Annotated in this window: 28 protein-coding genes; 19 read left to right on the top strand and 9 right to left on the bottom strand. The window is 68.2% G+C overall.

Translation table 11 applies throughout. The annotated features are described in order from the left end of the window. Nucleotides 1-4: 4 nt before the first annotated feature. Nucleotides 5-2,167 carry a primosomal protein N' gene (locus tag RTY13_RS03725; protein ID WP_312781216.1) on the top strand — a complete coding sequence of 721 codons (2,163 nt, stop codon included), beginning with the start codon at nt 5-7 and terminating at the stop codon, nt 2,165-2,167. Between the two features lie 189 nt (nt 2,168-2,356). Here the strand turns inward: RTY13_RS03725 and RTY13_RS03720 are convergent, their stop codons facing one another. Next, a complete protein-coding gene (locus RTY13_RS03720; protein WP_312781215.1) occupies nt 2,357-3,166 on the bottom strand; it encodes a glutaminyl-peptide cyclotransferase in 810 nt (269 codons plus the stop codon). Next, complete coding sequence (locus RTY13_RS03715; RefSeq protein WP_312781214.1) at nt 3,166-3,993, bottom strand: TerC family protein; 828 nt, start codon at nt 3,991-3,993, stop codon at nt 3,166-3,168. Before RTY13_RS03715 ends, RTY13_RS03720 begins: the two co-directional genes overlap by 1 nt. 324 nt (nt 3,994-4,317) lie before the next feature. On the opposite strand from RTY13_RS03715, the gene RTY13_RS03710 reads away from it, so the two are divergent. From RTY13_RS03710 to RTY13_RS03690, 5 genes are all read left to right on the top strand, one after another. After that, nucleotides 4,318-4,872, top strand: coding sequence for a F0F1 ATP synthase subunit delta (locus tag RTY13_RS03710; protein ID WP_312781213.1), 555 nt, complete (start codon nt 4,318-4,320; stop codon nt 4,870-4,872). Between the two features lie 67 nt (nt 4,873-4,939). Continuing rightward, nucleotides 4,940-6,472: a F0F1 ATP synthase subunit alpha gene (atpA, locus tag RTY13_RS03705; protein ID WP_105563148.1), complete on the top strand. Its 1,533-nt coding sequence runs from the start codon at nt 4,940-4,942 to the stop codon at nt 6,470-6,472. Nucleotides 6,473-6,502: 30 nt separating this feature from the next. After that, nucleotides 6,503-7,381, top strand: a complete 879-nt coding sequence (locus RTY13_RS03700; RefSeq protein ID WP_312781212.1) for a F0F1 ATP synthase subunit gamma — start codon at nt 6,503-6,505, stop codon at nt 7,379-7,381. A 37-nt stretch (nt 7,382-7,418) separates the two neighbouring features. Further along, on the top strand, nt 7,419-8,957 hold the full coding sequence (gene atpD, locus RTY13_RS03695; RefSeq protein WP_312781210.1) for a F0F1 ATP synthase subunit beta: 1,539 nt from the start codon (nt 7,419-7,421) through the stop codon (nt 8,955-8,957). A 3-nt stretch (nt 8,958-8,960) separates the two neighbouring features. Continuing rightward, the gene (locus RTY13_RS03690; protein ID WP_312781208.1) at nt 8,961-9,230 is read left to right on the top strand and encodes an ATP synthase F1 subunit epsilon; all 270 of its coding nucleotides are present in this window, start codon (nt 8,961-8,963) and stop codon (nt 9,228-9,230) included. A gap of 74 nt (nt 9,231-9,304) precedes the next feature. Here RTY13_RS03690 and RTY13_RS03685 read toward each other — a convergent pair whose 3' ends face one another. Continuing rightward, nucleotides 9,305-9,787 (bottom strand): RNA pyrophosphohydrolase, encoded by a 483-nt coding sequence (locus RTY13_RS03685; RefSeq protein WP_312781206.1) that lies wholly within the window; start codon nt 9,785-9,787, stop codon nt 9,305-9,307. Between the two features lie 76 nt (nt 9,788-9,863). On the opposite strand from RTY13_RS03685, the gene RTY13_RS03680 reads away from it, so the two are divergent. Then, nucleotides 9,864-10,280 carry a Tat pathway signal protein gene (locus RTY13_RS03680; protein ID WP_312781204.1) on the top strand — a complete coding sequence of 139 codons (417 nt, stop codon included), beginning with the start codon at nt 9,864-9,866 and terminating at the stop codon, nt 10,278-10,280. A 35-nt stretch (nt 10,281-10,315) separates the two neighbouring features. On the opposite strand, the gene RTY13_RS03675 is transcribed toward RTY13_RS03680, so the two are convergent. After that, entirely contained in the window at nt 10,316-11,290 is a 975-nt protein-coding gene (locus RTY13_RS03675; RefSeq protein WP_312781203.1) for an ABC transporter ATP-binding protein, read from the bottom strand. 186 nt (nt 11,291-11,476) lie between these two features. Here RTY13_RS03675 and RTY13_RS03670 point away from each other — a divergent pair, with 186 nt between their 5' ends. From RTY13_RS03670 to RTY13_RS03650, 5 genes are all read left to right on the top strand, one after another. Beyond that, a complete protein-coding gene (locus RTY13_RS03670) occupies nt 11,477-11,770 on the top strand; it encodes a hypothetical protein (protein ID WP_312781202.1) in 294 nt (97 codons plus the stop codon). A 57-nt stretch (nt 11,771-11,827) separates the two neighbouring features. Continuing rightward, nucleotides 11,828-12,064 (top strand): zinc-finger domain-containing protein, encoded by a 237-nt coding sequence (locus tag RTY13_RS03665; protein WP_312781201.1) that lies wholly within the window; start codon nt 11,828-11,830, stop codon nt 12,062-12,064. Nucleotides 12,065-12,067: 3 nt separating this feature from the next. Continuing rightward, on the top strand, nt 12,068-12,508 hold the full coding sequence (locus tag RTY13_RS03660; RefSeq protein ID WP_312781200.1) for a VOC family protein: 441 nt from the start codon (nt 12,068-12,070) through the stop codon (nt 12,506-12,508). Between the two features lies 1 nt (nt 12,509). Then, on the top strand, nt 12,510-13,127 hold the full coding sequence (locus tag RTY13_RS03655; protein WP_312781199.1) for a DUF6655 family protein: 618 nt from the start codon (nt 12,510-12,512) through the stop codon (nt 13,125-13,127). A gap of 102 nt (nt 13,128-13,229) precedes the next feature. Beyond that, complete coding sequence (locus tag RTY13_RS03650) at nt 13,230-13,892, top strand: nicotinate-nucleotide adenylyltransferase (RefSeq protein ID WP_312781198.1); 663 nt, start codon at nt 13,230-13,232, stop codon at nt 13,890-13,892. A 44-nt stretch (nt 13,893-13,936) separates the two neighbouring features. Here RTY13_RS03650 and RTY13_RS03645 read toward each other — a convergent pair whose 3' ends face one another. Beyond that, the gene (locus RTY13_RS03645; protein WP_312781197.1) at nt 13,937-15,478 is read right to left on the bottom strand and encodes an arylsulfatase; all 1,542 of its coding nucleotides are present in this window, start codon (nt 15,476-15,478) and stop codon (nt 13,937-13,939) included. Nucleotides 15,479-15,769: 291 nt separating this feature from the next. Between RTY13_RS03645 and rsfS the strand changes: the two genes are divergently transcribed. The 7 genes from rsfS (at nt 15,770) to RTY13_RS03610 (ending at nt 21,520) form a co-directional block, all read left to right on the top strand. Next, entirely contained in the window at nt 15,770-16,198 is a 429-nt protein-coding gene (gene rsfS, locus RTY13_RS03640) for a ribosome silencing factor (protein ID WP_312781196.1), read from the top strand. Between the two features lie 21 nt (nt 16,199-16,219). Then, nucleotides 16,220-16,684: a 23S rRNA (pseudouridine(1915)-N(3))-methyltransferase RlmH gene (gene rlmH, locus RTY13_RS03635; protein ID WP_312781195.1), complete on the top strand. Its 465-nt coding sequence runs from the start codon at nt 16,220-16,222 to the stop codon at nt 16,682-16,684. A gap of 26 nt (nt 16,685-16,710) precedes the next feature. After that, nucleotides 16,711-17,778: a peptidoglycan DD-metalloendopeptidase family protein gene (locus RTY13_RS03630; RefSeq protein ID WP_312781194.1), complete on the top strand. Its 1,068-nt coding sequence runs from the start codon at nt 16,711-16,713 to the stop codon at nt 17,776-17,778. A gap of 133 nt (nt 17,779-17,911) precedes the next feature. After that, nucleotides 17,912-19,339, top strand: a complete 1,428-nt coding sequence (locus RTY13_RS03625; protein WP_312781193.1) for a S41 family peptidase — start codon at nt 17,912-17,914, stop codon at nt 19,337-19,339. A 132-nt stretch (nt 19,340-19,471) separates the two neighbouring features. Then, nucleotides 19,472-20,674 (top strand): divergent polysaccharide deacetylase family protein, encoded by a 1,203-nt coding sequence (locus RTY13_RS03620; RefSeq protein ID WP_312781782.1) that lies wholly within the window; start codon nt 19,472-19,474, stop codon nt 20,672-20,674. Between the two features lie 18 nt (nt 20,675-20,692). Beyond that, entirely contained in the window at nt 20,693-21,124 is a 432-nt protein-coding gene (locus tag RTY13_RS03615; protein ID WP_312781192.1) for a hypothetical protein, read from the top strand. 48 nt (nt 21,125-21,172) lie between these two features. Further along, nucleotides 21,173-21,520 carry a hypothetical protein gene (locus RTY13_RS03610; RefSeq protein WP_312781191.1) on the top strand — a complete coding sequence of 116 codons (348 nt, stop codon included), beginning with the start codon at nt 21,173-21,175 and terminating at the stop codon, nt 21,518-21,520. Here the strand turns inward: RTY13_RS03610 and bioB are convergent. The 4 genes from bioB to RTY13_RS03590 all read right to left on the bottom strand — a co-directional run bounded on the left by bioB (nt 21,517) and on the right by RTY13_RS03590 (nt 25,491). Then, nucleotides 21,517-22,533 carry a biotin synthase BioB gene (gene bioB, locus RTY13_RS03605; protein WP_312781190.1) on the bottom strand — a complete coding sequence of 339 codons (1,017 nt, stop codon included), beginning with the start codon at nt 22,531-22,533 and terminating at the stop codon, nt 21,517-21,519. The genes RTY13_RS03610 and bioB overlap by 4 nt on opposite strands. A 66-nt stretch (nt 22,534-22,599) precedes the next feature. After that, complete coding sequence (locus RTY13_RS03600; RefSeq protein WP_312781189.1) at nt 22,600-23,535, bottom strand: amidohydrolase family protein; 936 nt, start codon at nt 23,533-23,535, stop codon at nt 22,600-22,602. After that, a complete protein-coding gene (locus RTY13_RS03595; protein ID WP_312781188.1) occupies nt 23,535-23,933 on the bottom strand; it encodes a hypothetical protein in 399 nt (132 codons plus the stop codon). The genes RTY13_RS03600 and RTY13_RS03595 overlap by 1 nt, the downstream gene beginning before the upstream one ends. Nucleotides 23,934-24,006: 73 nt before the next feature. Then, the gene (locus tag RTY13_RS03590; RefSeq protein WP_312781186.1) at nt 24,007-25,491 is read right to left on the bottom strand and encodes a globin-coupled sensor protein; all 1,485 of its coding nucleotides are present in this window, start codon (nt 25,489-25,491) and stop codon (nt 24,007-24,009) included. Nucleotides 25,492-25,565 lie beyond the last annotated feature (74 nt).

The following is a 25,565-nucleotide window of genomic DNA, read 5'->3' as shown; positions in this document are numbered from 1 at the left end:
CGCGGTGAAAGTCGCCTCCGTCCTCATTCCTCTGCCGGTGCCCGAGGCCTTTGATTACGAGGTCCCGGAGGGGCTGACGGCTGTGCGCGGCGATCAGGTCAACGTGCCGCTGGGGCCGCGCCTGATCCGGGGCGTGGTGGCCGAGGTGTTCGAGACGACGGGTTCGAACCGGCGGCTGAAGGCGATCGATCAGGTGGTGAGCGAGCATCGCCTGCCGGAACGGACTCTGACCTTTGTCGAATGGGCGGCGCGCTGGACTCTGAGCCCGCCGGGCGAGATGGCGGCCACGGCCCTGAAGGGATTGCGCGCGCCGCGTCCCCGGCCCGAGCGGCGGGTCAAGCGGGTCGAGGGCCGTAGCCCGGCCCGCCCCACGGCGACGCGGACGGCGGTGCTGGAGGCCCTGGGGCAGCGCTCGATGACGGCGGCGGACCTGGCGCGGGAGGCCAGTGTCTCGGCAGGCGTGATCAAGGGGCTGGTCGACGAGGGGGTGCTGACGGTCATCGAGATCGAGGCGGTCGCCGCCTTCGACGCCCCCGATCCCGACCATGCCCCGGCCAGCCTGAACCCGGATCAGGCTGCCTCGGCGACAGCCATCGCCGACGCCGTGGCCAGGGGCGGCTTCGCTCCCTTCCTGCTGGACGGGGTGACGGGGTCGGGCAAGACCGAGGCCTATCTGGACGCTGCGGCGCGGACGCTGCGGCATGATCCGACGGCGCAGATCCTGATCCTGCTGCCGGAAATCGCCCTGACCCAGGCGGTGATCGAACGCATCGCCGCCCGTTTCGGCGTCACGCCCGCCGAATGGCATTCGGGCGTCGCCCCGCCCAAGCGCCGTCAGGTCTGGGAGGCGGTGGTCGCCGGGCGCTGCAACATCGTGGTCGGGGCGCGCTCGGCGTTGTTCCTGCCCTACGCCAACCTGCGGCTGGTGGTGGTGGACGAGGAGCACGACGGCTCGTTCAAGCAGGAAGAGGGTCTGGTCTATCACGGCCGCGACCTGGCGGTGGCCCGCAGCCGGATCGAGGGGGCTACCGTGGTTCTGGCCTCGGCCACCCCGTCGCTGGAGACGTTGTGGAACGCGCGCCAAGGCCGCTACGGCTGGCTGAAGCTGGCGGCGCGGCACGGGGCGGCGGTGCTGCCGGACATCGAACTGGTGGATCTGCGGACCTGTCCGCCCGACCCGCAGACCTGGCTGTCGCAGCCGCTGCGCGACGCCATCGGCGAGACCTTCGCCAGGGGGGAGCAGAGCCTGCTCTTCCTGAACCGGCGCGGCTACGCTCCGGTAGTCCTGTGCCGCGCCTGCGGGCATCGACTGACCGCGCCGGACACGGATTCATGGCTGGTCGAGCATCGCTACACCGGGCGGCTGGTCTGCCACCTGACCGGCTTCTCCATGGCCAAGCCCAAGCTTTGCCCGTCGTGCGGGGCCGAGGATTCCTTGGTGCCGGTGGGGCCGGGCGTCGAGCGGGTCGAGGAGGAGGTGCGCCGTCTTTTCCCCGAGGCCCGCACCGCCATCTTCAGCTCCGACACCGTGCCGGACGGCCAGTCGGCCCGCGCCCTGATCCAGTCGATGGCCGAGGGCGAGATCGATATTCTGGTGGCGACGCAGGCGGCCGCGAAAGGCCACAACTTCCCCCGCTTGACCCTGGTCGGGGTGGTGGACGCGGACCTCGGCCTGCGCGGCGGCGACCTGAGGGCGGCGGAGCGCACCTATCAGCTTTTGGCCCAGGCCACGGGGCGGGCGGGGCGGGCGGACAAGCCGGGCCGCGCCCTGCTGCAGACCTGGACCCCGGAACACCCGGTGCTGGAGGCCCTGGCGGCGGGCGACCGCGACGCCTTCGTCGAGGCCGAGATGGGCGAGCGCGAGGCGGCGTCGCTGCCGCCGCACGGGCGCCTGGCGGCGATCATCCTGTCCAGCGAGAACGCCATGGCGGTCGAAAAGGTCGCCCGCGATCTGGCCGAGGCCATCCCCAACGCCGAGCGGCTGGAGGTCTATGGCCCCGCTGACGCGCCGTTGGCTTTGGTGCGAGGGCGCCGCCGCAAGCGGTTGCTGGTCCGGGCCGATCGGGATGTGAACCTGCAGGCCTTCCTGCGCGCCTGGCTGGGTCGGGTGAAGGTCCCGGCCTCGGTAAGGCTGACGGTGGACGTGGACCCCTACAGTTTCCTTTGAAAGTCTTCCCTTCTCCCGATGGGAGAAGGTGGCGCGAAGCGCCGGATGAGGGTCGAGGTTATCCGTCGGCGCAAGCCGCCGCGCCGGGCGATGAAACGGCTTGCGCCGAAGGTCAGGTCAGCCCCTCACCCTTTCGCGCAGCCGCGCGCTACGCTTGCGGGCGCTCAAGCCCTCTCCCGCCGGGGAAGGTCAGCGCGGCCCGGTCAGCCTGATCTCGAACAGGCTGGGCCAGTTCTTGCCGGTGACGAACAGCCGGCGATTCGCGGCGTCCCAGGCGATGCCGTTCAGGACGTCGTCGGCGGGGTCCTTCACCTGATCGGCCGGCAAGAGGCCCTTCAGGTCGATGACGCCGACCACATGGCCGGACGTCGGATTAATGCGCACGATGTAGTTGGTCTGCCAGACATTGGCCCAGACCTCGCCGTCGATCCATTCCAGCTCATTCAGCTGGCGCACGGGGCGGCCGTTCAGGGTGACCGCGACGCGGCCGGTTTCGGCGAAGGTCTCGGGATCGAAGAAGCGCAGGCTGGCCGAGCCGTCGGACAGGATCAGCCGCGTCCCGTCGTGGGTCAGGCCCCAGCCCTCGCCTTCATAGGTGAAGCGCGAGACGGGGCTCAGGTCGGCGGCCTTCCAGACGAAGCCGACGCCGTTGTTCCAGGTCAGGGTGACGATGCGGCCGTCGATCTCGGTCAGGCCTTCGCCGAAATACTCGGGGGCGAGTTCGTGCTTCTGCAGCACGACCCCGTCTTCCAGCCGCACGCGACGGACGCTGGACGGGGCGCGACCCGTGCTTTCCAGCAGGACGCCGTCGCGGACGACCAGGCCTTGCGTGAAGGCGGTCGGGTCATGGGGGAGGGTCCGCACCACCTCATAGCCATAGACCGGCGGTCGGGCGGCGGGGGCGGGCGGGGAAGAAGGGGCGGCCGGCCCCGAGGACTGCTCCACCGCCGACGCGGGGAGCGCCAGCAGGAGCATCGTCAGGACCGGCCACAGACGCATCAGACGCCGGGCTCGGCGGTTTCGGCCCTGTTCAGCGCGGCTTGCGCGGCTTCCTTGGCCCGGTCCTTTTTGATCTGCGCATTGCGCGACCACATGTTCAGACCCTCGACCAGGGCCGAGAAGGCCATGGCGGCGTAGATATAGCCCTTGGGCACGTGGACGCCGAAGCCGTCGGCGATCAGGACGGCGCCGATCATCAGCAGGAAGCCCAGGGCCAGCATGACCACGGTCGGGTTCTTGTCGATGAAGTTGGCCAGCGGGTCCGAGGCCAGCAGCATGACGACGACGGCCACGACGACCGCGACCATCATGATCGGCACGTGATCGGTCATGCCGACGGCGGTCAGGATCGAGTCGATCGAGAAGACCAGGTCCAGCATGATGATCTGGATGATGGCCGAGCCGACGTTGTTGATGACGACGTCCTTCTTGTCCTTCTCCAGCATGTCGTTCGACGGGGTGGTGTCGACGGCGTGGTGGATCTCCTTAGTGGCTTTCCACACGAGGAAGAGACCGCCGGCGATCAGGATCAGGTCGCGCCAGCTGAAGGCGGTGTCGAAGGTCTCGCCGTGGAAGCCCAGGTCGAAGACGGGGGCGGTCAGGCCGACGATCCAGCCGATCGTGGCCAGCAGGCCCAGACGCATGATCAGGGCCAGGCCGATGCCGATACGGCGGGTGCGTTGGCGATGCTCGGGCGGCAGCTTGTTCGACAGGATCGAGATGAAGATCAGGTTGTCGATGCCGAGGACGACTTCCATGACCACCAGGGTCACAAGAGCCGCCCAGGCGGCAGGATCGCTCAGCAGGGGAGTTATGCTTTCAAGCATCGGTGTTCCAGAATGTGATGATAGCCATAAGCGGTAACGGGACCGTGAGGTTGCAGCAAGCGTCTGGAGGCGGCCTTGTCGTCGCACCCGGCCCCGTCGCATGGGTCTGGATTCCGGCAAAAGAGCGCAGGTGCGACCTTATCGTTCCGTTCCCGTCGGTTGCGAGCGAGGACCTTGCATGCTATCAGCCGCGCGGCTTTAGCGAAGGATGCATCGAAAGATGTGTCCCAAGCGTGCTTTCCATAAGCAAATCAAGCCCTTGTCTGGCGCGAGCGATCGCAGCCGGACTCGACCCAAACGCTTCAAATCGCGGACCTTTATTACGTGGCGGACGATTTCAGAACGACGGAAGTCGGCGAACGGTATGCTCAGGCGCTGTTCGACCTCTCGCAAGAGACGGGGGCGCTCGACGCCGTGCGCGGCGATCTCGCCTCGCTGAAGGCCGCCTGGCTGGAGAGCGCGGACCTGCGCCGTCTGGCACAGTCGCCGGTCATTTCGGCCGAGGACCAGGCCAAGGGCCTGTCGGCCATCGCCGACAAGGCGAAGTTCAACGCCACGACCAAGAAGTTCCTCGGCCTGCTGGCCCAGAACGGCCGCGCGCGTGACCTGCCCGGCGTGATCGCCGGCTTCCAGGCCCTGTACGCCAAGGCGACCGGCGTCGTGGCCGCCGAGGTCGTCTCGGCCCTGCCGCTGTCGGCGGCCCAGACCAAGAGCATTCAGTCGGCCCTGCGCGCGTCGCTGGGCCGCGATCCCGAACTGACCGCCCGCGTCGATCCGTCGATCCTGGGCGGGCTGAAGGTCAAGGTGGGCTCGAAGCTGTTCGACGCCTCGCTGAAGACCAAGCTCGACCAGATGAAGTTCGCGCTGAAACGCGCCTAAGCCCCGAATTCCAAGTTCAAGCCGGGCCAGCGGGCCCGCACCGAAGACGAAAGCCAGAGAGCCCACCATGGACATCCGCGCCGCCGAAATCTCGGCCATCCTCAAGTCGCAGATCGCCAACTTCGGCGTTGAAGCCGACGTTTCCGACGTCGGCCAAGTGCTGTCGGTCGGCGACGGCATCGCCCGCATCCACGGTCTGGACAACGTCCAGGCCGGTGAAATGGTCGAGTTCCCCAAGGCCGGCGTGAAGGGCATGGCCCTGAACCTCGAGCGCGACAACGTCGGCGCCGTGATCTTCGGCGCGGACGCCGCCATCGCCGAGGGCGATGAAGTCCGCCGCCTGGGCGAGATCGTGGACGTGCCGGTCGGCAAGGGCCTGCTGGGCCGCGTCGTCAACCCGCTGGGCGAGCCGATCGACGGCAAGGGCCCGATCCAGTTCACCGAGCGTCGCCGCGTCGACGTCAAGGCTCCGGGCATCATCCCCCGCAAGTCGGTTCACGAGCCGATGCAGACCGGCCAGAAGGCGATCGACACCCTGATCCCCGTCGGCCGCGGCCAGCGCGAGCTGATCATCGGCGACCGTCAGGTCGGCAAGACCGCCATCGCCATCGACACCATCCTGAACCAGAAGAACGTCAACAAGTCGGAAGACGAGTCGGCGAAGCTCTACTGCATCTACGTCGCCATCGGCCAGAAGCGCTCGACGGTGGCCCAGATCGTGAAGACGCTCGAGGAATCGGGCGCTCTGGAGTACACCATCGTCGTGGCCGCCACGGCTTCGGAACCGGCCCCGCTGCAGTTCCTGGCTCCGTTCGCCGGCACCGCCATGGGCGAGTTCTTCCGCGACAACGGCATGCACGCCCTGATCGTCTATGACGACCTGTCGAAGCAGGCTGTGGCCTATCGTCAGATGTCGCTGCTGCTGCGCCGTCCGCCGGGACGTGAAGCCTACCCGGGCGACGTCTTCTACCTGCACAGCCGCCTGCTGGAGCGTTCGGCCAAGCTGAACGAAGACAACGGTTCGGGCTCCATGACGGCTCTGCCGATCATCGAAACCCAGGCCAACGACGTCTCGGCCTACATTCCGACCAACGTGATCTCGATCACCGACGGCCAGATCTTCCTGGAATCGGACCTCTTCTACCAGGGCATCCGTCCGGCCGTGAACGTCGGCATCTCGGTGTCGCGCGTGGGCTCCTCGGCCCAGATCAAGGCCATGAAGCAGGTCGCCGGTTCGATTAAGGGCGAACTGGCCCAGTATCGTGAAATGGCCGCCTTCGCGAAGTTCGGCTCGGACCTGGACGTCTCGACCCAGAAGCTGCTGGCGCGCGGCGCCCGCCTGACCGAGCTGCTGAAGCAGCCGCAGTACTCGCCGCTGGCCGTCGAAGAGCAGGTCGTGTCGATCTACGCCGGCACGCGCGGCTACCTGGACAACGTGGCGGTGTCGGACATCGGCCGCTTCGAGAGCGAGCTGCTGGCCCGCGTCCACTCGAACCACGCTTCGCTGCTGGAAGGCATCCGCACCAAGAAGGCCCTGACGCCGGAACTGGAAGCCGAGCTCAAGGACGTCCTGGCCGCCTTCGCCAAGACCTTCGCCTAAGATCTGACCAGAGAGCGAGAGTAGCGCCGGATGGCCAGCCTTAAGGAAATGCGCAATCGGATCGGAAGCGTCAAAGCGACGCAGAAGATCACGAAAGCCATGCAGATGGTCGCCGCGGCCAAGCTGAAGCGCGCCCAGGAGCAGGCCGAGAACGCCCGCCCCTATGCGACGCGGATGGCCTCGGTCATCGCCAACCTGGCCGCCGGCGTCTCGGGCGACGGCGCGCCGAAGCTGCTGGCCGGCACGGGCGCCGACCAGCGTCACCTGATCGTGGTCGCCACGGCGGACAAGGGTCTGGCGGGGGGCTTCTCGTCCAACGTCGTCCGCGCCGCTCGCGACCGGATCAACAGCCTGATCGCCCAGGGCAAGGACGTTCGCGTCATCGCCGTCGGCAAGAAGTCGCGCGATCCCCTGACCCGCCTCTTCGGCGACAAGGTGGTCAAGTCCTTCGAGCTGAGCGAGCACAAGGTCCTGGGTCTGCCGGCCGCACAGCCGATCGCCGAACTGATCGCCGAGAGCTTTGAAGGCGGGCAGGCCGACGTGGTCACCCTCTTCTACAGCCAGTTCAAGTCGGTGATCTCGCAGGTGCCGACCGCTAGCCAGCTGATCCCGGCCGTCGTCGAAGGCGACGCCGAACCGATCGACCTGAACGGCGCGGTCTATGAGTATGAGCCCTCGGAAGAGGAAATCCTCGAGACCCTGCTGCCGCGCAACCTGACGACGCAGATCCTGGCCGCTCTCTACGAGAACCAGGCCGGCTTCTTCGGCGCGCAGATGGCCGCGATGGACAACGCCACGCGCAACGCGGGCGACCTCATCAACAGCCTGACCCTGCAGTACAACCGTAAACGCCAGGCCCAGATCACCACCGAGCTGATCGAGATCATCGCCGGCGCTGAAGCGCTCTGATCCCGACCGACACGACATTCCGAACCGGACGCACCCCATGACCGACGCCACCGCCACCAAGAAACCCGCCGCCAAGAAGCCGGCCGCCCCCAAGAAGGCCGCCGCTCCGAAGGCCGCCGCCGCCGTTGCTGGCTCGGGCCGTATCGCCCAGGTCATCGGCGCCGTCGTCGACGTTGAGTTCGACGGCGCCCTGCCGGCCATCCTGAGCGCCCTGGAGACGCAGAACGTCGACCAGAAGACGGGCGAGCCCTTCACCCTGGTTCTGGAAGTCGCCCAGCACCTCGGCGAGAACATGGTCCGCGCCATCTCGATGGACACGACCGAAGGTCTCACGCGCGGCCAGCCCGTCGTCGACACCGGCAAGTCGATCATGGCGCCGGTCGGTCCCGGCACCCTGGGCCGCATCATGAACGTCGTCGGTCAGCCGATCGACGAAGCCGGTCCGATCCAGACCACCGAATACCGCCCGATCCACAAGGAAGCCCCGACCTTCGACGAACAGTCGACCTCGGCGGAAATCCTGGTCACGGGCATCAAGGTCATCGACCTGATCTGCCCCTACACCAAGGGCGGCAAGACCGGCCTGTTCGGCGGCGCCGGCGTGGGCAAGACCGTGACCATGCAGGAACTGATCAACAACATCGCCAAGGCTTACGGCGGTTACTCGGTTCTGGCCGGCGTGGGTGAACGCACCCGCGAAGGCAACGACCTGTATCACGAGATGATCGAGTCCAACGTGAACGTGGACCCGGCCAAGAACAACGGCTCGACCGAAGGCTCCAAGTGCGCCCTGGTTTACGGCCAGATGAACGAGCCGCCCGGCGCCCGCGCCCGCGTCGCCCTGACCGGCCTGTCGATCGCCGAGTACTTCCGCGACGAAGAAGGCAAGGACGTGCTGCTGTTCGTCGACAACATCTTCCGCTTCACCCAAGCCGGTTCGGAAGTGTCGGCTCTGCTGGGCCGCATCCCCTCGGCCGTGGGCTATCAGCCGACGCTGGCCACCGAGATGGGCAACCTGCAAGAGCGCATCACCTCGACCAAGAAGGGCTCGATCACCTCGGTCCAGGCCATCTACGTTCCCGCCGACGACCTGACCGACCCGGCACCCGCCGCCTCGTTCGCTCACTTGGACGCGACGACCGTTCTGAACCGCGACATCGCCGCCCAGGCCATCTTCCCGGCCGTGGACCCACTGGACTCGACCTCGCGCATCATGGACCCGCTGGTCATCGGTGAAGAACACTACACCGTCGCCCGTCGCGTTCAGGAAATCCTGCAGCAGTACAAGGCGCTGAAGGACATCATCGCCATCCTGGGCATGGACGAGCTGTCGGAAGACGACAAGCTGGTCGTTTCGCGCGCCCGCAAGATCCAGCGCTTCCTGTCGCAGCCCTTCTTCGTGGCCGAGCAGTTCACCAACTCGCCGGGCAAGTTCGTCGAGCTGAAGGACACCATCCGCTCGTTCAAGGCCATCTGCGACGGCGAATACGACCACCTGCCGGAAGCCGCCTTCTACATGGTCGGCGCCATCGAGGAAGTCGTCGAGAAGGCCGCCAAGATGGCTTCGGAAGCCTAAGTCATGGCCGGTAAGCTGAACTTCTCCCTCGTCGCCCCGGAACGCGAAATCTTCGCCGGTTCGGTCGATCAGGTCGATGCGCCGGGCGTCGAGGGCGACTTCGGCGTCCTGCCGGGCCACGCGCCCTTCATGACCACCCTGCGCGAGGGCGTGGTCGTGATCTATGACGGCGCCCAGCGTCGTCGCTTCACGGTCAAGGGCGGCTTCGCCGACATCAACGCTCAGGGTCTCAGCATCCTGGCCGAAGAAGCCTCGGAGATCGTCGAGGGCTAAGCCTTCTGCGACGCGAACAAGATCAGGGGCCCCTCGCTTCGGCGGGGGGCCTTTTTCTTTGGGGCCGCGCGGCGTCAGCTCTTCGGCAGGTCCTCGAAGGCCGCCACCACCTGCTGATAGACCTCGCGCTTGAACGGCACGATCAGGTCCGGCGCCTCATCCAGCGCGCCCCAGCGCCAGGCGTCGAACTCCGGCTCGCCGTGGGCGGCCAGATCGAACTCGCTGTCGTCGCCGGTGAAGCGGAAGGCGAACCAGACCTGCTTCTGGCCTTTGAAGCCCTTCCAGGCCTTCGGCCCGCCCATGCCCTCGGGAAAGTCATAGACGATCCAGCCCCCGGTGCGGCCCAGCAGCTCGACCGAGCGCACGCCGGTTTCTTCCTGCAGTTCGCGCAGCGCCGCCGCCTCCAGATCCTCGCCCTCATCGACGCCGCCTTGCGGGAACTGCCAGTTCCACGGCTCGGGCGTCCTCGCGCGGCGGCCCAGCCAGACCAGACCGGCGGTGTTGAACAGCACCACCCCGACATTGGGACGATAGGCGGAAAGATCGATCTGGCTCATCCGTCCCGATTACGCCTCGACCGCGCGGCCCGCCAGCCGTAACCGGGCCTTAAGCGGACCGGCGGTAGGGAAGGGCATGGATCGTCGCGCACTGATCGGCCTTGCGGCCCTGAGCACTGGATTGGGTACTGCTCTCGTCGCCGCCGAGGCCGAAGCCTCGGGCAAGAGCGAAGGCGGGGGCGCGCCCGCCAACGCCTACATCCCCTTGCCCACTGCCACGGCCACCATCCTGCGCCGTGATGGCCGCCGGGGCGTGATGACGGTCGAGGTCGGGGTCGACGTGGCCGATCCGGCCCTACGCCTGCGCGCCGACCAGTCGAAACCGCGCCTCAGCGCCGCCTTCAACGAGGTGGTGCGGCTGGCGGGCGAGCGCCTCCTGCCCGGCGCCCCGCCGGATGTGGAATGGCTCAGTCGCGCCCTGCAGGCGGCCACCGACCGGGTGCTCGGCAAGCCGGGGGCGAAGATGCTGCTCGGGACGGTGATGGTGGTTTAGATTCTCCGCCGCAAGCAGGGGAGGATAGGCGGTCGTCAGTCCTGCGTCGGGCTGGGTCGGCTGGCGTCGCCGTAGGTCATGGCCAGGAAGACGTCTTCCAGATCCGGGTCCTCGGTGGCGATGTCCTTGATGGTCACGCCCGCGGCGCGCACCGCCGCCAGCACCTGTTCGACGCTGGACTCGCCCGTTCGGTAGGTGACGACGAAGGCGCCGTGCGGGCGTGCGCCGACCGTAAAGCCGTTCAGCGTGGGCAGGACGTCTTGAGGTGTCTCGGGCGTGACCACCACATTGCGGGTGTCCAGACGCTTCAACAGGGTCTGCGTCGGCTCGCAGGCCACGACCTCGCCCCGGTTGATGATGGCGATGGTGTCGCACAGCTCCTGGGCTTCTTCCAGGTAGTGGGTGGTCAGGATGACGGTGACGCCTTCCTCGTTGATCTTGCGCACATAGTCCCACAGCTGACGTCGCAGCTCGACGTCCACGCCCGCCGTCGGCTCGTCCAGGATCAGGACGGGCGGGTTGTGGACCAGGGCCTTGGCCACCATCAGGCGGCGTTTCATGCCGCCGGACAGGGCGCGGACATAGGCGTTGGCCTTGTCCGACAGGCCCAGCGCGGCCAGCAGCTCGTCCGAGCGGCGCTCGTCGGCGGGCACGCCGTAGAAGCCGGCCTGGACCTCCAGGGCCTCGCGCGGGGTGAAGAAGACGTCGGCGACGATCTCCTGCGGCACGACGCCGAGGGCCGCGCGGGCGTCGCGCGCCTCGTGGTCGATATCGCGGTCCCAGATGCGGACCGTGCCCTCGGACTTGTTCACCACCCCGGCGATGATGTTGATCAGGGTCGACTTGCCCGCGCCGTTGGGGCCGAGAAGCCCGAACATCGAGCCGCGCGGCACCGTCAGGTCGACGCCGCGCAGGGCGGTCTTGGCCGGCGACTTCTTGGTGCCCGCATAGGTCTTCTTCAGGCCCCGCACCTCGATGGCGTTGACGGGCAGGGCAGGGGTCTCGGTCATGCGGACGTTCACTCAGGCGGCGGAAGCGTGCGGCATAGGTAGGGGGCGAAGCGCGGTTCGCCAAGGCGCTGTAAAGCCTCGATCAGACAAGCTTGCGCGTCTTTGTGTAAATGGTGCTTGACGTCACTTCTGAGCGTGTCTAGGTTCCTTGTCATAAAGACAACCTACCTTGATGGAGAGACGCTCATGACCGCCCTGCCAGTCCAGACGAAAAAGCCTTTGACCAAGACCCGCCTGATCGGTTTCGCCGCCCTGGGCGTCTGCGCCGTCGGCTATACCGGAATGGGTCTGGCTCTGCTGGCGGGCAAGCTGGACTATCTGGACATGACCCATGCGGCCCTGCTGGCCGCCGTCGCCGCTCTGATCGGCGAGATCGGCCTGTGGGTCGGCGCCGGCTGCCTGGGCCTGACCCTGTTCAAGAAGCGCAAGGCCATGCTGGACAAGCTGTTCCGCCGCCAGCCGCGCCCTTCGGAGGTTTGACCTGGAGGGCCGGTCCGCCTAGGAACGGCGCGAGCCTTCCAGACCCGGACCGGACCCATGCCTCCCCGCCATACCGACGCTGTCATTCCCGCCCCCGAAGAGATCGTGGTCTTGTCCAAGCGCGTCGCCTGCGACGGCGGCGGCGTCCTCGGTCACCCGCTGGTCTATCTGGAGATGGGCGAGGACGACTTCGTCGAGTGCGGCTATTGCGACCGCCGCTTCGTCCTGTCGGACCATCCGCATCCGGAGAGCGAATACCTGGACCCGGCGGCCCGTCCGCCCGAGGCCCACTGAGGCATGCGCTATCTGCACACCATGGTCCGTGTGAAGGACCTGGAGGCGTCGCTGCACTTCTATCGCGACCTGCTGGGTCTGGTGCAGACGCGCAGGATGGACAGCGAGGCCGGCCGCTTCAGCCTGATCTATCTGGCCGCGCCGCAGGACACGGCGCGCGCCGAGGCCGAGAAGTCGCCCGAGGTCGAGCTGACCTTCAACTGGGACCCCGAGGATTATCAGGGCGGCCGCAATTTCGGTCACCTGGCCTTCGAGGTCGAGGACATCTACGCCGCCTGCCAGCGTCTGATGGACGGGGGCGTGACGATCAACCGTCCGCCGCGCGACGGCCACATGGCCTTCATCCGCTCGCCCGACGGCATCTCGATCGAGCTGCTGCAGGGCGGCGAGCGTCTGGCCCCGGCCGAGCCCTGGGCCACTATGCCCAACGTCGGAGCCTGGTGACTTGACGAGCGCGCGCCTGATCGTCCTGTTCGCGGCGACGGCTGTGCTGGCCGGTTGCGCCTCGGTCACCGAGACCAATCCGGCGCGGACGGCCACCGACATGCTGCTCGTCAACCGCGCCGCCGACCGCGCGGTCGAGGGTCTGACCCTGCCGATCCCGCAGGGCGCGCGGGTCTTTATCGACGAGACCTATTTCCAGGCCGAGAACGCTCGATACGCCCTGAGCGCCATCCGAGCCGCCCTGTCGGATGCCGGCTATGCCATCAGCCGCGACCGCGACAGCGCCGACGCCATCTTCGAGGTTCGGGCCGGCGCCCTGTCGCTGGAGCAGATGCGCCGGGTTTTCGGCATCCCCGACATGCGGGTGCCGATCAATGAGACGCTGAACGTCGTCTCCATCCCCGAACTGTCGATCTATTCCAACCGCGACCGCATGGGCGTGGCCGAGTTTTCCGGCTTCCTCTACGACGGCCGCACCGGTCTGCCGCTGGGCGCCGTGGCCCCGATGATCGGCCAGTACAAGATCCGCAGCCACAAGGCCTTCATGGTCGTGACCTGGGGTCAGCAACTGGCCCAGCCGGGCGAGCGTGATCCGGGCTCGAGCTGGAAAGAGTTCTGAGACTTTCGTCCGTCCGCTGACGCGAGACAGAGCCGTCGCGGCGTGTTAGGGCGCGGGTGAGCATAAGTCCGCCCTCTCGTCGTCGCCGCCAAAGAGCCGCCCTTGTCCTTCTTCCACGCCGGTCCCGCGCCGAAAGGCCTCGGCCCTCGACCGGGCGCCCTGCGCGACGGTCTGGGGCTGCAGCCCGGCATGAAGGTCGGCCTGTTCGGCGGCTCCTTCAATCCGGCCCACGACGGCCACGCCCATGTGGCCGAGACGGCGATGCGTCGCCTGGACCTGGACCGGGTGGTCTGGCTGGTCTCGCCGCAGAACCCGCTCAAGTCGAACCACGAGACGGCGCCGCTGGCGGAGCGCATGGCCTCGGCGCGCGGCGTCGCCCAGACGGTCGGTCCGGCCATGATCGTCTCGGATTTCGAGACCCGGGCGGGGACCCAATGGACGGTGGACACCCTGCGTGTGCTCAAGGCCCGCTATCCCGGCGTCCAGTTCGTCTGGCTGATGGGGTCGGACAATCTGGCCAGCTTCCATCGCTGGAGGGGCTGGACCGACATCATGCATCTGATGCCGATGGCGGTGATCGCCCGGCCAGGCAGCCAGCTGGACAGTCGCACGGCGCCCGCCGCCTCGCGCTACGCCCGCTTCCGCATTCCGGCGCCTCGCGCGGGTCTGCTGCCCAGCTTGCAGGCGCCAGCCTGGACCTATCTGACGGCGCCGCTAAATCCGCGCTCGTCCACCGCCATCCGCGCCACGCGCACGGCGCGATGAGGGCGCGCGCGATCGGCTCGGCGCGCCCCGAAGTTTGACCTTGCTCAGCTTGAACCCATGGCCCCGCTCATCGCCGAAATGGCGTCGTCGATGGTGAAGGTGTTGGGTTTCTGGACCGGGGGGAAGTCCTTGAAGCTGTCGGCGAAGGCCGTGGCTCCCGCCTGCGCGCCGTACAGCAGGAAGGTGTTCTTCAACACCCAGTCGTAATAGGTGTTGGAGGTGATGTCGGCGAACTCGTAGGGGTCCGTCCGCAGGTTAAACAGCTTGGGGATGCGTAGCCTTGTGAAGGGTTCGCCCCACACCTTCATCGTCCCTTGGCAGCGTTGTTCCAAGAAGACGCACTTCCAGTTGTCATAGCGCAGAGCCAGGATGTCGCCGTCGTCGCTGATGTAGAAGAAGGAGGTGCGGGGGCTGTTTTCGTCCTTGCCCGTGATGTGGTTAACGAGGCTGACGCCGTCGATGTGGTTCTTGTAGGTCCGACCGATGGCCTTGTAGCCCTTCTTCACCTTCTCGACGATGTCGGGTTCGCCCGCGATTTCCAGGAAGGTCGGCAGCCAGTCGTGATGCTGGACGATGCCGTTGGACACGGCACCCGCCGGCACCTTGCCCGGCCAGCGCACCATCATCGGAATGCGGAAGGCGCCTTCCCAGTTGGTGTTCTTCTCGCTGCGGAAGGGGGTCGTGCCGCTGTCCGGCCAGGAGTTCCGGTGCGGCCCGTTGTCGGTCGAATACTGGACGAAGGTGTCCTCGGCGATGCCCAACTCGTCCAGCAGGTCCAGCAGCTGGCCGACGTTCTTGTCATGGTCGATCATGGTGTCGTGATAGGCTGACTGCCAGCGACCGGCCTGGCCCTTGCTTGACGCCTTGCTGTGGGTGAACATGTGCATGTGGGTGGTATTGACCCACACGAACCAGGGCTTGCCGTCGGCTTCGGCCTTCTTGATGAAGGCGGAGGCGCGTTCGACGAAGTCGTCGTCGCAGGTCTCCATCCGTTTGGCGGTCAGCGGGCCGGTGTCCTCGATCTTTTGTTTGCCTACCTTGCCCCAGCGCGGCATCTCGGTGGGGTCGTCCGTATCCGTCGCCCAGGAATGGATCACGCCACGGGGGCCGAACCGCTCCTTGAAGTTCGGCATGTCGGGTTCGTTGAGCGGATAGTTCTCCATCTCCGGCTCTTCCTCCGCATTCAGGTGGTAGAGGTTGCCGTAGAACTCGTCGAAGCCGTGATTGGTCGGCAGCATATGGTTCAGGTCGCCCAGGTGGTTCTTGCCGAACTGTCCCGTGGCGTAGCCCTGCTCCTTCAGCAGGGCGGCGATGGTGACCAGCTTGTCGGTCATCCCCACCGGGGCGCCCGGAATGCCGACTTTCGACAGCCCGGTCCGCAGGACGCTTTGACCGGTGATGAAGGACGAACGCCCGGCGGTGCAGCTCTGCTCGCCATAGCTGTCGGTGAACTTCATCCCCTCCTTGGCGATCCGGTCGATGTTCGGCGTGCGATAGCCCATGACGCCGTCGGTGTAGCAACTGAGGTTCGAGATCCCGATGTCGTCGCCCCAGATGACCAGGATGTTCGGTTTCTTGTCGGCCATGACGCTTTCCTGCGGTGATGGTGGAGCGCCCAATTCATCGGAGACTTGGAACTCTTCCATCCGTCGAAACCCCTAGGCGCCCCGGTCGGATTTCTTCGCGCCGTTTGCCATCAGCCGTGCGTACTGTGGACGAGGTATTCCGGCTGATTCGCCGCATGCGCCCGGACGGGATGACCTTTCGGAGGGAACGTGCTAGGTTGGCCCTTTAGTAATCTCCCCTGGAGCCCTCCGCTGACCCCCTCGCCCGCGCACGATGCGCAAGACGCCGCCGTTTCCAACGCGGCCCATGAAATGGACCCGATGGATTCCGTCCATTCCGAAGATGGTCAGGCCGAAGGCCCCAGTACCGGTGATCAAGCCCCGCTTCCGGTCGGGCTGACGGACCTGGAACGCGCCATCATCGCCAAGCTCGACGAAGACAAGGCCCAGGACATGGTCCTGATCGACCTGCGCGGCAAAAGCCCGATGTCCGACGCCATGATCGTGGCTTCGGGCCGGTCGCACCGCCACGTCGGCGCCCTGGCCGACCACCTGCTGCGCCTGTTCAAGGACCTGGGCCTGGGCAAGGTCAAGGTCGAGGGCCTGCCACACTGTGACTGGGTGCTGCTGGATGCGGGCGACGTGATCGTCCACCTGTTCCGCCCCGAAGTGCGCACCTTCTACAATATCGAGAAGATCTGGGCGATCGACAGCGCCCACCGCGGCGCCGGCGCCGCCTGATCTTCGGACTGAGCTGACCCCATGAAGCTGGCGATCGCGGCCATCGGCAAGCCGGGCCGCGGTCCCGAGGCCGCCCTGGCCGACGACTACGCCCGGCGGGCGACCCTGGCGGGTCGGCCGCTGGGACTGGGGCCGCTCGAGCTTCTGGATCTGGAACCCCGCAAGTCCGGCAAGGCCCCGGAGGCCGAACTGATCCTGGCCGCCGCCGAGGGCGCCCACCTGATCGCCTGCGACGAACGGGGCAAGACCTATTCGTCCCGCGCCTTCGCCGACCACGTGGCGACCCTGCGCGATCAGGGCGAGCGGCGTCTGGTCTTCGCCATCGGCGGAGCGGACGGGCTGGACGAGAGCGTGCGCCGCGCCGCGCGTTCGACCCTGGCCTTCGGACCCCAGACCTGGCCCCACGCCCTGGCCCGCGCCATGCTGGCCGAGCAGCTCTATCGCGCCGTGACCATCCTGTCCGGCTCGCCCTATCATCGCGACTGATGCGCCGGGGGGCGGGGCTTCTTCTGTTGACGTCGGGCCTGGCGCTGGTGCTGGCGGGTCCGGCGTCCAGCCAGCGCGCGGCCGCGCCCAATCCTGAACTGACCCGGCTTCAGGCCGAGTATCGCGACGAGACGGCCCGCGCGCGGCGCTTGCGCGCCGAGGCCGCCGCCGCCGGCGACGAGGTGGTCGATCTGGACCGGCAGCTGGCCGAGTTGCGTCGGGCCGAGGCCGCGGACGACGTGCAGATGGAATCCCAGCGCGCCCGCCTCAAGGAACTGGGCGACCGCGAGGCGGCTCTGGTGGCCTCGCTGTCGCGTGAGCGGGCAGGGCAGGGGCGTCTGTTGTCGGCCCTGCAGATGATGAGCCGCAAGCCGCCGCCGCCCCTGCTGATCCCGGCGGACAAGGCGGTGGACACGGTGCGGGCCTCCATCCTGATCCGCGCCATGACGCCCGAGCTCCAGGCGCGCGCCAAGGGTCTGGTCGAACGTCAGGCCGAGGTCATCCGCATCCGCCGTCTGGCCGCCCTGTCCAGCGAGCGCCTGTTCACCGTCGAGAGCGCCCAGGGCGACCGTCGCGCCGAGATCGAGAGCCTGTCGGCGCGCAAGCTGGCCCTGCGCGCCGTGCTGCGCGCCGAGGCCGCTCGCGCCGAGCGCGCCACTCGGTCGCTGGAGGCCCGCATCCGCGAACTGGGCGGACAGGCGCCGCTTATCACCGACGCCGTGGTCGAGGCCCCCGCCGCCCGCCTGCCCGCCGGCCGCAGCCGCCTGACCGCGCCGGTGCAGGGCGCGCCGTCGCAGCGCTTCGGCGGCGGCTCCAGCGGCTGGCGCTGGCGTTCCAGCCACGAAGTCATCGCCGCCCCGGCCCCCGCCCGCGTCGCCTACGCCGGACCGCTGAAGGAATGGGGCGAGGTGGTCATCCTGGATCTCGGACCCGGCTGGCGCGTCGTTGTGGCGGGTCTGGATCAGCTGTCGGTCGACACCGGACAAAGGGTCGCCGACGGCCAGGCTCTGGGCCGCACCGGCGAGGACGGCGAGGCCTATTTCGAGCTGCGCCGCGATGAACGTCCCATCGACCCCGCGCCCTGGCTGCAGTAGCGGCGGCAATCGCGCGAAAGTCCTTTCAAATCCGCGCCGAGGCTGATTGTATCGCCCTATCTGACGTCGGCGTCTGACGCCTGCGCCTCCCTGGACGACCGGAGCCCGCGCGGGTCCGATGGAAAGACACCGAATGCGTAAACTGCTTCTCATCGGCTGCGCCGCCCTGGCCCTGGGCGGATCGGCGGCGGCTGTGGCCAGCCAGACCCCGCGCAACGAGACCTTCCGCATGCTGCAGATGTTCGGCGACGTCCTGGGCATCGTCGAGCAGGCCTATGTGGTTCCGGTCGACAACAAGAAGCTGATCGAGGCGGCGCTGTCGGGGATGATGACGGCGCTCGACCCGCATTCCAACTACCTGCCGCCCAAGTCCTATGGCGACCTGCGCGAACGGACGACGGGCGAGTATTCGGGCGTCGGCCTGACCATCACCTCCGAGGGCGGTCTGGTGAAGGTCATCTCGCCGATGGACGAGAGCCCGGCCGGTCGCGCGGGCGTCCAGGCGGGCGACGTCATCAGCGCCATCGACGGCCAGAACGCCGCAGGCCTGACGGTGTCGGAAGTGTCGGACAAGCTGCGCGGCGCCATGGGCACCAGCGTCACCGTCACCTTCCTGCGTGACGGCGAGGAACCGCGCGAGGTGGTTCTCACCCGCGAGGTCATCAAGGTCGAATCCGTCACCGGCCGTCTGGAAGGCGACTTCGGCTACCTGCGCATCTCGACCTTCAACGAGAACACCGGCCGCGAACTGACCGAAACCATCGAGCGTCTGAAGCGCGAGAAGCCCGGCATCAAGGGCTATGTCCTGGATCTGCGTAACAACGGCGGGGGGTTGCTGAACGCCGCCATCGACGTGTCCGATGCCTTCCTGGAACGCGGCGAGATCGTCAGTCAGCGTGGCCGCAAGCCGACCGACATCGAACGCTACGCCGCCAAGCCGGGCGACCTGACCGGCGGTCTGCCGGTCGTGGTGCTGATCAACTACGGCTCGGCTTCAGCATCGGAGATCGTGGCGGGAGCGCTCAAGGATCAGGAGCGGGCCACGGTCGTCGGCCTGACCAGCTTCGGCAAGGGTTCGGTGCAGACGGTCATCCCGCTGCGCGGCGGGGCTGACGGGGCGCTGTCGATCACCACGGCGCGCTACTACACGCCGTCGGGCCGCTCGATCCAGAAGATCGGCATCGAGCCGGACCTCGAGGTCGCCCGTTCGGAGGCCGAGGCGCGCATCGTCTCGCGCTCCAGCTTCATCTATTCCGAGGCGGCCTACGCCACGGCGCTGGATTCCTCCATCGGAGCCGAGCGCAAGGGGCCGCACGTCCCGCACGAGGCGCCGGGCGAGGGCTTCGACAAGACCAAGGACTATCAGCTGCAACGGGCGCTGGACGTGCTGCGCGCCGGCGGCGACCTCGCCCGGCTGGCCGCTGCGCCGGACACGGTCGTGGTCACCGCGCCGGGCGCCAAGCCCGTCGAGACAGCCGAGGCGTCGATCACGGAGGCGCCCTCCGACCGCCCGGCGCGTGGTCCCGAGGTCACGCCGGGCAATGAGCCGAAGAAGGACTGATCCTTCTCCATCAACGTGGTGAACGGTGCGTTAGGGTTTCTTAACCGGCGCTGGGGATAAGTGAGGATCGAGGAGGACCGCGCCGTGCGGTTCTCCAGTCCCGTCCCCTGTCGTTCGAGCGCCGCCCTGTCCATGTTCGCCAAGCGCCAGTCCGCTCTCGCCGCCGCCGCCGGCGCGCCGCCGGAAGCCCGGTCGCGCGGGGGGCTGGACGCCGTCGTGGCCGCCCTGAAGAAGCCGCCGGTCGCCGTCGGCGCGGCGGGGGCTTTTCTGCTGATCGCGGGCGGGCTGTTCATCGCCGTTCTCGGTGATCCGCGCGCCGGAGCGCCGTCGGCCCGGGCCTCACTGCAGCGGCCCGAGGCCGTGTCGACCGCCCCGAGCGGCGTCGACGCCTTCGCCATGAGCGGGCTGGACCTCTATCAGGACATGGCCGGCGGCGACCCGGCCCTGCTCGACCCCAACGGCGCCGCCGGAAACGAGGCCCTGATCACCCTGCCGGACGGGGCCAGCGTGGCGGGCGGAGCGGCCATCGCCGCCCCGGTGCGCGCGCCCTCGAACCCCCTGCCCAAGGCGCCGATCGCGGGCCTGTTTTCGCCCGGTCCGAACGGCCCCCTGCCGCGCATCGCGCCCGACGGCCGCGTCCCGGCCCAGGCCTATGCCCGGCCCTTCCGCTCCAATGGAAAGCCCATGGTGGCGCTGGTCGTCGGCGGCCTGGGCCTGAACGCCGTCACCACCCGTGCGGCCATCGATCGCCTGCCCGCCGAGGTCACGCTCAGCTTCGTCCCCTACGCCGAGGGGCTGCAGGCCTGGATCGACATGGCCCGCGCCCAGGGCCACGAGGTGATGATCGAGCTACCGATGGAGCCGACCGGCTATCCCGACAACGATCCTGGTCCCTACACCCTGCTGTCCAGCGGCGGCGCCGACGACGTCGAGGCCAAGCTGGACTGGCTGCTGGGCCGCGCCACCGGCTATTTCGGCGTGACCAACTATCTGGGCGACCGCTTCGCGACCTCGGACGAGGGTATGGGCGCCATGCTGGGCGTGCTGCGTCAGCGCGGCGTGGCCTTCCTCGACGACGGCTCGATGCGCAGGAAGCCCGGCGCCTTCGCCCGCGCCAGCGCCGACCGCATCATCGACGAGCAGCAGAGCCCTGCCGCCATCATGGGCCAACTCACCGCCCTGGAAGCCGCCGCCAAGACCCGCGGCGCCGCCCTGGGAACCGGCTTCTCCTACCCCGTCACCGTCGAAGCCGCCGCCCGCTGGACGGCTGGGCTGGAAGCCCGCGGCCTGCAACTGGCCCCGGCGTCCGCCATGACGCGTCGTCCGGGGCGCTAGGCGGCTGCCTTGCAGGGCGTGACCCGATCAACTGCGGTCGTCGCCCTGATGCTGATCGCCGGCTTGAGCGCCTGCCGTTCATCGTCGGTGCAGCCGGTGATCGTAGCCAGCGCCGCGCCCGATTGCCGACCCATGGTCGCCTCGGTCTATCTGATCTGCTGGTACGGCGGCCGCGACGCGCCCTTGTCTCAGTGCGAAGTCGGCCTGGAAGACCCCGTCGGCTGCGGGCTCGGGCCCAAGGCGGTGGCGCTCTTCAATGGCGGGGTGGATGTGTCTGGCGCCTTCTCCACTCCGGGTAGGCCTGAGCGGCCTCGATGGGTTCAGATCCGCGCCTATCAGGACGCCGCCGGACGCATCGGGCGGAAATGGTATCCTCGGGGCGGAGAGGAAAAGGACGCCTTCATTCTGGATGAAAAGCGGTTTCAACCGCCGCCTGCCGGTCAGGACTAGGCGATTCGGGGCTTGAAGCTCCGTCCCCGACTGTGATCATCTCTGTCCATGACAATCGTCTCCATCATCATGGCGGTGGGTTTTGTCGCCGTCTTGGCCGCCATGTCGGTCTGGTCGGCCAAGGGCTTGGCGCGTGACCAGCGGTTGCCGATGCAGTGGGGCTTCGACGGACGCGCGACCTGGCGGGCGCCCCGTGACGCCGCACTGGCCTTCACCCCCGTCCTGGCGGCCTTGACCCTGATTCCCACGGCTCTGGCGAGCCTTCTGGGTCCGCTCGAAGGGGCGGGCGCGCGGCTCTATCTCGGCGTCCTGACCGGCATGGGTCTGGCCTGGGTCGGCGCCCACGCCCTGCACCTGTGGCTGATGGCGCGCTGGCGCCGGGCCGAAGGCGTCTAGGCCCGCGCTTCGACCTTCAGCGGCATGGGCTTGAGGTCCAGAAGGGCGAACAGCCTGGCGTCGTCGTCCTCTTCCGGGTTGGGCGTGGTCAGCAGCTTGCCGCCGACGAAGATGGAGTTGGCGCCGGCCAGGAAGCACAGGGCCTGCATTTCCGGCGTCATGCCTTCACGACCGGCCGACAGGCGGACCATGGACTTGGGGCAGACCAGACGGGCGACGGCCACGGTGCGGACGAACTCGATGGGGTCGATCTCGCCCTCTTTCAGCACCCGTTCGCCCAGGGGCGTGCCGCCGACCGGGACCAGGGCGTTGACCGGTAGGCTGTCGGGGTGGGCGGGCAGGGTGGCCAGGGCGTGCAGCAGGCCCGCGCGGTCGCGGCGCTTCTCGCCCATGCCGACGATGCCGCCGCAGCAGGTGTTCATGCCCGCGTCTCGGACGTGTTGCAGGGTCTCCAGCCGGTCCTGATAGGAACGGGTCGTCACCACCTCGGCGTAGTACTCCGGCCCGGTGTCGAGGTTGTGGTTGTAGTAGTCGAGGCCCGCGTCCTTCAGCTGTTTCGCCTGGTCGGCGTTCAGCATGCCCAAGGTGGCGCAGGTCTCCAGACCGAGCGCCTTCACGCCCGAGATCATGGCGGCCAGCTTGGGCGTGTCGCGGTCCTTCAACTCGCGCCAGGCGGCGCCCATGCAGAAGCGGCTGGCCCCGCCCGCCTTGGCCGCCATGGCCTCGGCGATGACGGCGGTAGGCTCCATCAGCTTCTCGGCCTTCAGGCCGGTCTTGAAGCTGGCCGACTGCGAGCAGTAGCCGCAGTTCTCGGCGCAGCCGCCGGTCTTGACCGACAGCAGTTGCGACTTCTGCACCTCGCTGGGGTCGAAGGTCGCCCGGTGCACGGTGGCGGCCTCGAACACCAGCTCCATGAAGGGGCGGGCGAACAGGGCCTCGACCTCCTCCAGCGTCCAGTCGTGACGGGGGATCGAGAAATCGCGGGCGGGTCGGATCGATGCGTCGTCAGCCATGGGCGACGGCTTAGCCGTGCGCGCGGGCGCGGCCAAGCCGGAACTGACGCGTCGCTGTTCTTTGGCTCAGGGTTCGTCCTTATAGATAAGGCCGTCGCGCATGACGAAGGCGACGGTTTTCAGCGCGGTCACGTCGCTCAGCGGATCGCCCGCCACGGCGATGACGTCGGCGCGCTTGCCCGGCTCCAGCGTGCCGATTTCCTCCGCCAGGCCCAGCAGATCGGCGGCGTTGACGGTGGCGGCCTCGATGGCGGTCATCGGCGTCATGCCGTTCCTGACCATCAGCTCGAACTCGTCAGCGTTGCGGCCGTGCTTGGACACGCCCGCATCGGTGCCGAAGGCGATGCGCACCCCGGCGGGCACGGCGCGCTGCAGCGACTGGCCGGTGATCGAGATGCGCCAACGCACCTTGGCCAGGACATCCGGCGGATAGGCGTCGGGATCGGCGGCCAGACGCTCGATATAGCCGTTCACCGTGGACAGGGTCGGCACATAATAGGCGCCGGACCGTTGGAACAGGCGGATCGTCTCGTCGTCGAACATGGTGCCGTGCTCGATGGAATCCGCACCCATGCGCAGCGCCAGATCAATGCCGTCAGCGCCATGGGCGTGAACCGCGACCTTCTTGCCATAGAGGTGGGCCGTGTCGATCAGGGCCTTGGCCTCGTCCTCGAACATCTGCGCCCCGACGCCCGCGCCGACGCGGCTGTTGACCCCGCCAGTGGTGGCGATCTTGATGACGTCGACGCCGCGTCCGACCTGCAGGCGCACGGCTTCGCGACAGCTTGCCACGCCATTGCACACGTTGTCGTGGGCCATGTGGGCGCGGAAGTCGTCGTTGAAGCCGAGCCGCCCGTCCATGTGACCCGAGGTGGTCGAAATACTGGTCCCGGCGTCGAGTATGCGGGGGCCAGGCAGCCTATGCTCGGCGGTCGCGTCGCGCAGGGCCAGGGTCACCCCGCCGTCGTCACCGAGGTTTCTGACGGTGGTGAAGCCCGCCATCAGGGTTTTCCGGGCGTTGTCCGCGCATGGTAGGATTGGGCCGGCAGGCTTTCGGTCACTGATGAGACCAGCCAGGCCTGACCGGCCAGATCCGAGACCAGGTGCACATGGCTGTCGATCAGGCCGGGCAGGACGAAGCGGTCGCGCTGATCCACCACGGTCGCGCCCGGATAGGCGGAGGCGTCGACGAAGCCGTCGCGGATTTCGGCGACCTTGCCGTCGCGCACCACGATGGTCGACGGCCCGCGCGGCGCGCGGCCGGGATGATCCAGCAGACGACCGGCCTGGATGAGGGTCACGGCCCCCGGCGCCGACGCGGGCCCAGCGGGTTGGGCCGAGGCGGGCAGGGCCGCAGTCAGGGCCAGGGCGCAGACGGCGCCGGTCAGCATGGTCTTCATGGTCGAAACTCCCCCTCGATCCAGGGGGAGTTAAGCCGGGCCTTGTCCGCTACGCCAGTCCTTAAACGGACGGTCAGCCGACCGCGCGCAGGTGCGGCGCGCCGGATGCGCCGCGATCCAAGCGGAAGCGGCCGACCTGCTGGTTCAGGCTGACGGCTTCGTTGGCCAGCTGGCGGGCGGCGGCGGTGGCCTCTTCGGTCATGGCCGCGTTCTGCTGGGTGATGTCGTCCATCTCGCCCATGGTGCGGCGGACGCGGGCCAGACCCTCGGCCTGTTCCTGGGCCGAACCGGCGATGCCTCCGGCCAGGCCGTCGATGGCCACCACGCGACCGCCGATGCGCTCCAGCGCCTCGCCGGTGCGTTCGACCAGATCGACGCCGCGCGCCACCTGGGCCGAGGAGGTCGAGATCAGGGCGCGGATTTCGCCGGACGCTTCGGACGAGCGCTGCGCCAGCGCCCGGACTTCCTGGGCCACTACGGCGAAGCCGCGACCGGCGTCGCCGGCGCGCGCGGCCTCGACCCCGGCGTTCAGGGCCAGCAGGTTGGTCTGGAAGGCGATTTCGTCGATCAGGCTGGTGAAGCGAGCAATGCCGGTCGAAGATTCGGCGATGGCGTGGATGGCCGAAACCGCTTCGCCGACCACCTGGCTGCTTTCCTCGACATCGACGCGGGCGGCGGCCAGGGCTTCGGCGGTCTGGCGGGCGTTGTCGGCGGTCGAGGCCACGGCGCGGGCGATGGCGTCGGCCTCGTTGACCGTGCGTTCCAGGTTGGCGGCCTGACGCTCGGTGCGGCTGGCCAGGTCTTCGGAGGCGGTGGCCAGCTGGTTGGAGCCGGCGCTCAGGCTCTCAACACTGTCGGCCACGGCGCGAACGGCGGTGCGCAGGGCGCGGGTGGCGGCGTGGAAGTCGTTCTGCAGGCTGCGGTACTGTTCGGGGAAGACGCCCGGAATGGTGGTCGACAGGTCGTTCTCGGCCAGGTCGTGCAGGGCGGCGCCCAGGGCGCGGACCACCTCGGTCTGACGGGCCTCGGCCTCGTCATGGGCGGCCTGGACCTTGTCGCGCTGCTCCTGCAGCACGTCGAGGTAGATGGAGATGGCCAGATCCATGTCCAGCATGACGCGCTGGGTCAGTTCGGAGACCGCCTCGGCGGTGACGCGGTCGTGCTCGCGCCTGTTGGCCCAGAACTTCCGGGGGCGGGCGGCGATGGCGCGCGTCAGGTGGGCCAGGATGACGCTGTAGCCGCCGATGTACCAGCGCGGCTCCAGGCCGATGCGGGCGTGGACATGGCCGATGGTGCGCACGGACTTGGCGTAGTCCTCGTCGGCGCGGCCGTCGATGATGGCGTCCCAGTGCCGTTCCTGCGCCTTGCTGGCGGCGGCGATGTGGGCTTCTTCGCGGAAGAAGCGGCGGGTCGTCGGCTCGGCCCGCACCCGGTCGTAGAAGGCGGCCAGGGCTGCAGGGGCTTCCCGGCGCAGCAGCGGCCCCATGGCGCGATAACCGCTGGAGGCCTGTCCCAGACCCATGAAGCCCATGCGGAGGCCGATGTTTTCGCCCGCCATGATGTCGTCTCGCTACCTACGCCGGCGCAGGGGAGCGCGCCTGCTTATCCCTTTGAACCTTAGGGGTATTGCGC

Origin of the sequence: Brevundimonas sp. (assembly GCF_032055285.1) — a bacterium.
In the GTDB taxonomy this organism is placed as follows: domain Bacteria; phylum Pseudomonadota; class Alphaproteobacteria; order Caulobacterales; family Caulobacteraceae; genus Brevundimonas.
This window is presented reverse-complemented; position numbering and strand designations above follow the sequence as displayed.